The 9,739-nt window shown below is 72.9% G+C and carries 8 protein-coding genes; 2 read left to right on the forward strand and 6 right to left on the reverse strand.

Annotated elements, in window-relative coordinates:
* Positions 1-10: 10 nt before the first annotated feature.
* Together M8H82_RS30170 and M8H82_RS30175 are read right to left on the reverse strand one after the other, a co-directional pair.
* The gene (locus M8H82_RS30170) at positions 11-400 is read right to left on the reverse strand and encodes a hypothetical protein (protein ID WP_250078245.1); all 390 of its coding nucleotides are present in this window, start codon (positions 398-400) and stop codon (positions 11-13) included.
* Between the two features lie 82 nt (positions 401-482).
* Positions 483-4,241, reverse strand: a complete 3,759-nt coding sequence (locus tag M8H82_RS30175) for an ABC transporter ATP-binding protein (RefSeq protein WP_374211716.1) — start codon at positions 4,239-4,241, stop codon at positions 483-485.
* A 115-nt stretch (positions 4,242-4,356) separates the two neighbouring features.
* Here M8H82_RS30175 and M8H82_RS30180 point away from each other — a divergent pair, with 115 nt between their 5' ends.
* The gene (locus tag M8H82_RS30180) at positions 4,357-4,929 is read left to right on the forward strand and encodes a hypothetical protein (RefSeq protein ID WP_250078246.1); all 573 of its coding nucleotides are present in this window, start codon (positions 4,357-4,359) and stop codon (positions 4,927-4,929) included.
* A gap of 31 nt (positions 4,930-4,960) precedes the next feature.
* Here the strand turns inward: M8H82_RS30180 and M8H82_RS30185 are convergent, their stop codons facing one another.
* Together M8H82_RS30185 and M8H82_RS30190 are read right to left on the reverse strand one after the other, a co-directional pair.
* Positions 4,961-5,587 carry a response regulator transcription factor gene (locus M8H82_RS30185; RefSeq protein ID WP_250078247.1) on the reverse strand — a complete coding sequence of 209 codons (627 nt, stop codon included), beginning with the start codon at positions 5,585-5,587 and terminating at the stop codon, positions 4,961-4,963.
* Complete coding sequence (locus M8H82_RS30190) at positions 5,584-6,813, reverse strand: sensor histidine kinase (RefSeq protein WP_250078248.1); 1,230 nt, start codon at positions 6,811-6,813, stop codon at positions 5,584-5,586. Before M8H82_RS30190 ends, M8H82_RS30185 begins: the two co-directional genes overlap by 4 nt.
* Before the next feature lie 277 nt (positions 6,814-7,090).
* On the opposite strand from M8H82_RS30190, the gene M8H82_RS30195 reads away from it, so the two are divergent.
* Complete coding sequence (locus M8H82_RS30195; RefSeq protein WP_250078249.1) at positions 7,091-7,639, forward strand: heme-binding protein; 549 nt, start codon at positions 7,091-7,093, stop codon at positions 7,637-7,639.
* A 63-nt stretch (positions 7,640-7,702) separates the two neighbouring features.
* On the opposite strand, the gene M8H82_RS30200 is transcribed toward M8H82_RS30195, so the two are convergent.
* Both M8H82_RS30200 and M8H82_RS30205 read right to left on the reverse strand, forming a co-directional pair.
* Positions 7,703-8,728, reverse strand: coding sequence for an esterase-like activity of phytase family protein (locus M8H82_RS30200; protein WP_250078250.1), 1,026 nt, complete (start codon positions 8,726-8,728; stop codon positions 7,703-7,705).
* A 48-nt stretch (positions 8,729-8,776) separates the two neighbouring features.
* Positions 8,777-9,619: a serine hydrolase gene (locus tag M8H82_RS30205; RefSeq protein ID WP_250078251.1), complete on the reverse strand. Its 843-nt coding sequence runs from the start codon at positions 9,617-9,619 to the stop codon at positions 8,777-8,779.
* Positions 9,620-9,739: the final 120 nt, after the last annotated feature.

Consider the following 9,739-nt stretch of genomic DNA (forward strand, 5'->3'; position numbering starts at 1 on the left):
ATGCATCGGTTCAGCAAAGTATCCAGCCGGAACTGACCGATCCGCCGCCCACCCGGCCGGTCACCTTCACACAGCGCTGGCCCGCCCAGAGCGCGACCGTGCGCGTCTTGCGCCGGTGTTTGCCCTGGTACGACACCGGGTTGTGGCCGCGCGCCCGCACACTGACCGCCATCGTCCGCTTCCGGCCGGGGTTCTTGGCGAGGGTGAAGGCGCACACCGTGCCGCCGCTGCGGTAGATCTGCACGGATCCCGTGGAGAACGGCACCGTCCGGACCTTGCGCCCCGGGCACGACGTCCCGGCGGCCTGCGCCTCGCCCGGCGCCGCGACGGCCAGCAGCCCGGACGCGGTCAGCACGGCCAGCACAGCCCCGGCCCGTCGGCGTATCGCACCACTGTCCACAGTGTCGTCCTCCCCGTACCCCGGCGATGAGCGTACTGGTGTACGGACGCCGGGCGTACGCCGAACGGTTGCGCGACGACCGTCAGGCGAGCTCCGCGCCGACCGGCTCACCGACGAACGTGCGCCACAGTTCGGCGTACCGTCCGCCGAGTGCCAGCAGCTCGTCGTGGGTGCCGTCCTCGGCGACCCGGCCGTCGGCCATCACCACGACGCGGTCCGCGCGGGCGGCCGTCGTCAGCCGGTGGGCGACCATCAGGGTGGTACGGCGGCCCGCCAGCCGGTCCGTCGCCTGGTTGACCTGGGCCTCGGTGGCCAGGTCCAGGGCGGCCGTCGCCTCGTCGAGGAGCAGGATGTCGGGGTCGACGAGTTCGGCGCGGGCCAGTGCGATCAGCTGGCGCTGGCCGGCCGAGAGGTTGCGGCCCCGCTCGGCGACCTCGTGGAGGTACCCGCCGTCCAGGGTGGCGATCATCTCGTGGGCGCCCACCGCCCGGGCCGCGGCCTCCACTTCGGCGTCCGTGGCCTCGGGGCGGCCGTAGGCGATGGCGTCGCGGACGGTGCCCTGGAAGAGGTACGCCTCCTGCGGGACCACGCCGAGCCGGTGCCGGTACGCCGTCATGTCCAGGGCGCGCAGGTCCGTGCCGTCGACGGTGACCCGGCCGCCGGTCGGGTCGTAGAAGCGGGCGACCAGCTTGACCAGGGTGGACTTGCCGGCGCCGGTCTCGCCGACGAAGGCGACGGTCTGGCCGGCCGGGATGCGCAGGTCGACGGCGGTCAGGGCCTCCTCGGCCCCGTCGGAGGAGTCGTACGCGAAGTGGACGTCCTCGAAGGCGATCTCGCCGCGCAGGGAGAGCACGTCGAGCGGTTCGTCGGCCGACTTGGTGGACGTCGGCTCCCGCAGCAGCTCCTGGATGCGGCCCAGGGACACGGTGGCCTGCTGGTAGCCGTCGAAGACCTGGGAGAGCTGCTGGACCGGGGCGAAGAACAGGTCGATGTAGAGCAGGTACGCCACCAGCGCGCCGGTCGTCAGCGTGCCGTTGTCGATCCGGCCGGCGCCGACGATCAGCACCGCCGCCACGGCCACCGACGACAGGAACTGCACGAAGGGGAAGTAGATGGAGATCAGCCACTGGCCGCGGATGCGGGCCTGCCGGTAGCTGTCGCTGCGTTCGGCGAACCGCGCGCCGCCGTCCCGCTCGCGCCGGAACGCCTGCACGATCCTGAGGCCGGACACCGACTCCTGGAGGTCGGCGTTGACCGCCGACACCCGCTCACGGGCCAGCTCGTACGCCTTCACGCTCGCCCGGCGGAAGAAGAAGGTGGCGATGATCAGGGGCGGCAGCGTGGCGAAGACGACCAGCGCCAGCTCAAGGTCGATGACCAGCAGGGCGACCATGATGCCGAAGAAGGTGACGACCGAGACGAACGCGGTGACCAGGCCGGTCTGCAGGAAGGTCGACAGGGCGTCGACGTCCGTCGTCATCCGGGTCATGATCCGGCCGGTCAGCTCGCGTTCGTAGTAGTCGAGTCCGAGCCGCTGCAGCTGGGCGAAGATCTTCAGGCGCAGGGCGTAGAGCACCCGTTCACCGGTGCGCCCGGTCATCAGGGTCTCCCCCACCTGCGCCGCCCACTGCACGGTCACCGCGAGCAGCGCGAGCAGGGAGGCCGCCCAGACCGCGCCGAGGGCGGCCTCGGAGACACCGCTGTCGATGCCGTGCCGGATCAGCACCGGGAGCAGCAGCCCGCTGCCCGCGTCGACGGCGACCAGGGCGAGGCTGGCCAGCAGGGGCAGGCCGAAGCCGCGCAGCAGGCGCCGCAGGCCGTAGGACTCCTCCGGGGTGACCGCGTGGGCCTCGTCGATGTCCGGGACGTCCTTGGCCGGGGGCAGCGCCTCGACCTGGGCGAGGAGTTCGGGGGTGGCCGGGGCTCCGTCCGTCGCGTAGTCGCGCGGGGTGCGCTCGCCCGCCCACAGCCGGGGGGTGATGCCGCGCTCGGCGTCGAACTCGGCGTCCAGCTCGGCCCGTACGGAGGTGTCCTCCTCCTGGGGGCCGGCGGGCGGGGTGTGGCCCGGGGAGACGCCGCCCAGCTCGTCGGGGTCGGTGAGCAGGCGCCGGTACAGGGCCGAGCGCTCCTGGAGTTCCTCGTGGGTGCCGAGGTCGGCGAGCCGGCCGTCGTCGAGGACGGCGATGCGGTCGGCGAGGTTCAGGGTGGAGCGGCGGTGCGCGATCAGCAGGGTGGTGCGGCCCTCCATGACCTGGGCCAGCGCCTCGTGGATCTCGTGTTCCACGCGGGCGTCCACGGCGGAGGTGGCGTCGTCGAGGACCAGCAGGCGGGGGTCGGTGAGGATCGCGCGGGCGAGGGCGACGCGCTGGCGCTGGCCGCCGGAGAGGGTCAGGCCGTGCTCGCCGACCGTGGTGTCGTAGCCCTCGGGCAGCTCGGCGATGAAGCGGTCCGCCTGGGCGGCGCGGGCGGCCTGCTCGATCTGCTCCTGGGTGGCGTCGGGGCGGCCGTAGGCGATGTTGTTGCGGACGGTGTCGGAGAAGAGGAAGGAGTCCTCGGGGACCAGGCCGATCGCGGCCCGCAGGGAGTCCAGGGTGAGCTCGCGGACGTCGTGGCCGCCGACGAGGACGGCGCCGTGGGTGACGTCGTAGAAGCGCGGCAGGAGCAGCGAGACGGTGGACTTGCCGGAGCCGGAGGAGCCGACGACGGCGAGGGTCTCGCCGGGGCGGATCTCGAAGCTGAGGCCGTCCAGGACAGGGCTGGTTTTGCCGTTGGCGTCCTCGTAGCCGAAGGAGACGTCGTCGAACTCGACGGTCGCCGGGGCGTCGGCGGGCAGCTCCTTGGTGCCGTCCTGCATGGCGGGCTCGGTGTCGATCAGTTCGAGTACCCGCTCGGTGCCGGCGCGGGCCTGCTGGGCGACGGTGAGGACCACGGCGAGCATGCGGACCGGGCCGACGAGCTGGGCGAGGTAGGCCGAGAAGGCGACGAACGTGCCGAGGGTGATGTGTCCGCCCACGGCGAGCCAGCCGCCGAGGGCGAGCATGGCGACCTGGCCGAGGGCGGGGACGGCCTGGAGCGCCGGGGTGTACTTCGCGTTGAACCGGATGGTGCGCAGCCGCCCGGCGAACAGCCGCCGGCTGACGTCCCGGAGCTTGCCGGTCTCCTGCTCCTCCTGCCCGAAGCCCTTTACCACGCGGACCCCACTGACGGCGCCGTCGACCACGCCCGCGACGGCCGCCGCCTGGGCCTGGGCGTACCAGGTGGCGGGGTGCAGCTTGCTGCGGCTGCGCCGGGCGATCCACCACAGCGCGGGGGCCACGGCGATGGCGACGGCGGTGAGCGGCAGGGACAGCCAGGCCATCACGATCAGGGAGACGAAGAACAGGGCGAAGTTCCCGATGGTCATCGGGAGCATGAAGAGCAGGCTCTGGATCAGCTGGAGGTCACTGGTCGCCCGTCCGACGACCTGCCCGGTGGACAGCTCGTCCTGCCGCCGCCCGTCGAGGCGGGTGATGGTGCCGAACATCGCGGTGCGCAGGTCGTGCTGGACGTCGAGGGCGAGGCGCCCGCCGTAGTAGCGCCGGAGGTAGGTGAACACGTAGACGAGGACGGCGGCGACGATCAGCAGCGCCGCCCACATCGCCATGGAGCGGCTCTTGTCCGCGATCACGTCATCGATGATCACCTTGGTGATCAACGGCACCAGCGCCATGACGGCCATGCCGAGCAGGGAGGACCCGAGAGCGAGGACGACGTCCTTCGGGTAGCGCCAGGCGTACCCCCACAGTCTCCGCGCCCATCCCTGTCCCGCTGCCACGTCCTGCTTCCCCGTCTGATCGTCCACGACAAGCCCCAACGTGTTCCGCCCCGGATTTCATCCCGGGATGAGCACCAGCGCGCACCGCGCCTGAGTAGCAGCGCGCTGCCGGCCCGCGCGGGGCCGGGCTTTGATCATCGGCATGAGGAAGAACACCGTGCTGGTCACTGCCGCCGTCGCCCTGGTGGCGCTGTTCGCGCTGCTCGCCAAGGGGTGTCAGACGATGGCGGGCGGGCCGGTGGGCACGACCGACGAGTTCCGCGAGCATGTCCGGGCCACCACGAAGGCCGGTGCCGCCGTGTACCGCGCCCTGTCCCCGGCGCCGCTGGGCCAGCCCTCCCCCGCCCAGGACGGCAGCTCCTCCTGCGTGGACGACTTCGGCTGGGACGACGGCAAGGTCACCCGGGACGAGCCGATCTACGTCTGGGACCTGGAGTACGCGACCACCGACGACTTCCGCGCCGCGCTGAAGGCCCTGGAGGCCTCCTGGCGGGCGGAGGGACGCGAGGTGGAGAAGGTGGAGAGCGGCATCGCCACCACGCTCGACGACGGCGTCCGGGTCACCGTCCGGCTGGGCTGGTACAGCGACGAGCCCGAGCTGCGCGCGGAGGGCCGCTGCATGCGCTACACGGACACCTACGGCGACGCCTACGACTACCCGCGCGACGCCGACGGCGACGGGACGGTCGACGAGTACGAGAAGCCCGCCTGGTGAGGGGCGCCGGGAGACCCTGGACCGGGGTGGGTCACGGCAGCAGGCGCTGCTCCTTCGCCACCGCCACCGCGCCCGCCCGGGTGTCCACGCCGAGCTTGTCGTAGATGCGGCCCAGGTGGGTCTTGACCGTGGCCTCGCTGATGAACAGGGCCTTGGCGATGTCGCGGTTGCCGAGGCCCTGGGAGAGCCTGCCGAGGATCTCGCGCTCGCGGTCGGTCAGGGTGGGGCGCGGGTTGCGGAGGTTGGCCATGACCCGGCCCGCGACCGGCGCGGAGAGCGTGGTGCGGCCCTGCGCGGCGGCGTGGATCGCGGCGAAGAGCTCGTCCGGCCGCTCCGCCTTGAGCAGGTAGCCGGTGGCGCCCGCCTCGATGGCGCGGGTGATGTCGGCGTCGGTGTCGTACGTGGTGAGCACCAGCACGTGCGGTCCGCCGCCCGGCGCCGAGGTCAGCCGGCGGGTGACCTCCACACCGTCGATCCCGGCGCCGAGCTGGAGGTCCATCAGCACCACGTCCGGCGCGAGCTTCGCCGCCAGCGCCAGCGCCTCCTCGCCGGTGCCGGCCTCCCCGACGACCTCGATGCCGGAGGCGCTGTCCAGGAGGGCGAGCAGTCCGGCGCGGACGACGGCGTGGTCGTCGCAGAGCAGGATGCGGACGGTCATCGGGGGTTCTCCAGGGGGATCGCGGCGGACAGGACCGTGCCCTCTCCGGGCGCCGACTCCACGGCCAGCGTGCCGCCGAGCTGGCGGACCCGGGCCCGGATCGCGGGCAGGCCGTGGCCGCGCCCTCCGGACGGGGCGTCCGGCAGCGCCGCCGGGTCGAAGCCGTGGCCGTCGTCGGCGACGTCCAGGACGGCCTGGTCGTCGAGGAGGGTGAGGGTGAGCGCGGCGGCGGAGGCCCCGGAGTGCTCCCGTACGTTCGCCAGGGCGCCCTGCGCGATCCGCAGCAGCGCCGACTGGACCCGGTCGGGCAGCTCCGGCGCGCGGCCCCCGTCGTCGAGGTGGACGCGGACGGTGAGCCGGTCGCCGGACTCCCGGGCGGCGAGCGTCCGCAGCGCCTCGCCGAGTCCGCCGCCGCGCGCCAGGTCGGCGGGGGCGAGGTCGTGCACGAAGCGGCGGGCCTCGGTGAGGTTGTGCTCGGCGACGGACTCGGCGGTCCGCACGTGCGCGCGGGCCTTCGCCGGGTCGGACTCCCAGACCCGATCGGCGGCCTGGAGGAGCATCTGCTGGCTGGACAGGCCTTGGGCGAGGGTGTCGTGGATCTCCATGGCGAGCCGCTGGCGCTCGGCGAGGGTGCCCTCGCGGCGCTCGGTGGCGGCCAGTTCCCGCCGGGTGCGGACCAGGTCGTCGATCAGGGCGCGCTGCCGGGCCGCCTGCCGGCGCAGCTGCGTGAAGATCGCGGTGGCGAAACCGGCGACGGCCGCCGGGCCGACCACCAGGTCGAGGTCGAAACGGGGGGCGAGCTGGAGCTGGGCGACGATCACGAACCCGGTGAGCACGGCGACCAGGACGTAGGCGGCGCCGGGCGGAAGGTGGCGCAGGGCGACGTAGAAGAGGGGGACGGCGACCCAGGCGAAGCTCGGCGCGAGGGCGACCAGGACCATCCAGACGGCGACGACGGCACCGAGCCACAGCAGGCGGGGCGGGGTCGGCCGGGCGACCGCGAGCCCCGGCCGGTCGCCGAAGCGCCCCATCACGTACAGCCCCGCCAGGACCACGGCCAGCGCGATCACCCAGGGGGCGCGGGGCTCGTCGCCGTGCCGCTGGAGGTAGCGGGCCATGGATGTGCCCAGCAGGAGGAAGAAGGTGGCGTGCATGACGGCGGCGAGCCAGGGGGCGTCGGGATCGCCCGGGACCGCGCTCCCGCCCTCCTGCCGTGCTGGCCGCATGCCGCCGGACCGCCTTCCCGCCGTGAACCGGACTCCGTGGACCGGGCTCCGTGACTCCCTGAACCGGACTCCGTGACCGGACTCCGTGAACTGGGCAAACACCTTCAGTGTCCCCCGCACCACGGCCCCCGGGGTCAACCGTTCGGATGACCCCGGCGTCAGCCGTACCGCTGCCCGGGAGCAGCCGGAACGCCGACGGGTGCACCCCGGATCCGGGCCCAGGCTGGATACCGCAAGCACGCATCGCCCCCCGGTCGAATCCAGGAGTTGCCGAGCCATGAAGAAGTTCTCCCGTCGCGCCCGTGTCGCCACCGGCGGCGCCGTCCTCGCCGCCGTGGCCGTCGGCACCTTCGGTGCCGTCTCCGCCAACGCCTCCGCGCCGCAGGCCGCGCAGGCCCGGCCCGCCGCGGTGAAGTCCTCGGACACCTTCACCTCCACCCACCTGTCGGTCTCGGCGGCGACCGAGGCGGCGGAGGCCGTGCTGGACGCCGCGAAGAAGGAGAACCAGCGGGTGTCCGTCGCGGTGGTCGACCGCAACGGCAACACCCTGGTCACGCTGCGCGGCGACGGCGCGGGGCCGCAGTCGTACGAGTCGGCGGTGAAGAAGGCGTTCACCTCGGTGTCGTGGAACGCGCCCACCTCCGAGCTGGTGAAGCGGCTGGAGACCACGCCGAACCTCAAGGACATCCCCGGCACCCTGTTCCTGGGCGGCGGTGTCCCGGTGACGGCGAACAACGCGCCGGTCGCGGGCATCGGGGTCGCGGGCGCGCCCTCGGGAGACCTGGACGAGAAGTTCGCCCGGGCCGGCGTCGCCGCCCTGGACTGAGCGCCCAGCCGGGCACCGCCGCAAAACGCCCGCGCAGGGCGTTGGGATCGCGGTACTGCCTGGCTAGACGCGCACTCGCAGGGAGTAGAAGCGGGTCGTCTGGGCCGGGTTCTGGTTGTCGTCGCTGGCCAGCAGGACCTTCAGCGCGCCGCCCTTCGCGCGGCCCGTGACCGTCATGGCCTCGATGTTGTCGAGCAGCGGATTGGGCTGCGGCTGCTTCGCCGTGGCGCCGAGGTCGGGGCAGGCGGCGAGGTCGGCGAGCAGGGTCTTCCTGATGAGGCGTACGCCGTCCTGGCCGGTGAGGTTCTCGATGCTCGACGTGTCGGTGGCGCGGCGCGGGTCGGCGAGGTAGAGGCGGACGGTGTTGCCGACGCCGGCGGTGAAGCCGCGCTCCAGGACCAGGAGCCGGCCGTCGGGCAGGGCGGTGACCTCCGGGACGCCGAGGCCGGTGTCGGCGCGGTAGCCGTACTGGGCGGCCAGGGTGAACCCGCCCCGGTGCCGGTCCCAGGTCTGGAAGCGGACGAGGCCGGCCGAGTCGCCGGACAGCGCGTACTCCATGGACGCGAGCAGGCCGCCGCGGAACCGGGTGAGGCCCTCGAAGGTGCCGTTGGGGACGGCCCGCCCGGCCGGGGCGACCCGCAGCGCGTCCGGCACCGGCAGCCGGTCGAGGATCCTTCCGTCGGCGGCGTGGCGCCGGACCGCCGGCTCCCCCTCGGTGCTGATCAGCCGGGTGCCGTCGCGGTCCACGACCAGGCCCTCGGAGTCGAGGGGCGCGCCGTTCTCGTCGGCGAGCGGGACGACGGAGCGCGGCGCGAGCGTCCTCGCGTCCAGGGAGAACAGCGCGGAACGGTCGGACACGGCCGCGAGCGAACCGTCCCGGTCCACCGCGAGCGCGGAGAAGTTGCCCACGTACGTGCCCTGGTACGTCGTCTTGTCGAGCGCGTCGGAGAAGCGGTCGACGGAGACGTACGGCGAACAGGTGTGGTGCTGCGGGCCGGCCGCCAAGGAGGGGCCGGCGGCGGTCAGGCAGGTGGCCGCCGCCAGGGCCGCGGTGGCGGTGGCGGTGGAGAGTGCGGTTCGCATGCGCATGGGCGTCACCGTAGGGCGGGTCGGTGAAGGGCGGGAGACCGCCAGGAGTCAACTCGCGGCGAGATCGCGGTGGATGACCTTGGCGACGCCCTGGATGGTGGTGATGCCGTAGTTCATCGTGCTGTTGCCGTGGGTCAGCACGGTGATCATGTAGTCGCGGCCGCCGCCCTTGAAGGTGCCGACGCTGTGCACCCGCCAGCCGTGGGTGGCCCGCTGCAGCCAGCCGTTCTTGACGTGCACGATGACGTCGGAGGGCGCTCCGTAGGGGGTGCCCCAGCGCTGGGACGAGATCACGTCACCCATCAGCTTGCGGACGTACCAGCGGGAGTCGTCGGTGAGCACGGCGTTCCTCGCGGTGAGCAGCTTCATCAGCTTCTGCTCGTCGGTGACGGTGATCTGGGTCAGGCCCCAGTAGCCGTTGGCGCCGGGCTTGGTCTGGGTCATGCCCGCCGCGGCGAGGAAGTTCTTCACCTTGGTGACGCCGAGCTGCTTCCACAGGGTGGTGGTGGAGGCGTTGTCCGACTTGGTGATCATGGCCGTGGCGAGGGACTTCTCCCGGCTGGTGAGGGCCCGGCCGGTCTTCTGCGCGTCCCACAGCAGGGTGGCGAGGACGGTGACCTTGACGACGCTGGCGGAGTCGTAGGCGGTGCCGGCGCGCAGGGTGCAGGTGGTCTGGGTGGACCGGTCGTACAGCCCGACGGCGATGGTGCCCTTACGGGTCGACAGCGCGGCGGTGATGTCCTTCTTCAGCTTCTCGGCGAGCCCGGCCTTGGCGGACGTGCAGCCCACGGCGGGCGGGGTCGCGGCGGCCGCGGGGGTGACGGCGGCCACACACGCGAGGAGCGCCCCGCCCGCCACCCATCGGGCACGTCTGGATATGGGGTGAGTCATGCCCTGCGTGACTCACGGACCCGGGGCAATGGTTGTAGGCGTTGGGCAATGGTTGTACGAACCGTTACCGGACACCTCGGCAGCGCAACCGCCGAGCCCCCTATCGTCGTCCACTCCGCC

It is taken from the genome of Streptomyces sp. YS415 (assembly GCF_023544665.1).
GTDB lineage: Bacteria > Actinomycetota > Actinomycetes > Streptomycetales > Streptomycetaceae > Streptomyces.

Coding starts and splice junctions, on each gene's coding strand:
- M8H82_RS30195 (WP_250078249.1), top strand. CDS start 7,091: ATGAAGAAGTTCTCCCGTCGCGCCCGTGTCGCCACCGGCGGCGCCGTC.
- M8H82_RS30200 (WP_250078250.1), bottom strand. CDS start 8,728: ATGCGCATGCGAACCGCACTCTCCACCGCCACCGCCACCGCGGCCCTG.
- M8H82_RS30180 (WP_250078246.1), top strand. CDS start 4,357: ATGAGGAAGAACACCGTGCTGGTCACTGCCGCCGTCGCCCTGGTGGCG.
- M8H82_RS30190 (WP_250078248.1), bottom strand. CDS start 6,813: ATGCGGCCAGCACGGCAGGAGGGCGGGAGCGCGGTCCCGGGCGATCCC.
- M8H82_RS30185 (WP_250078247.1), bottom strand. CDS start 5,587: ATGACCGTCCGCATCCTGCTCTGCGACGACCACGCCGTCGTCCGCGCC.
- M8H82_RS30205 (WP_250078251.1), bottom strand. CDS start 9,619: ATGACTCACCCCATATCCAGACGTGCCCGATGGGTGGCGGGCGGGGCG.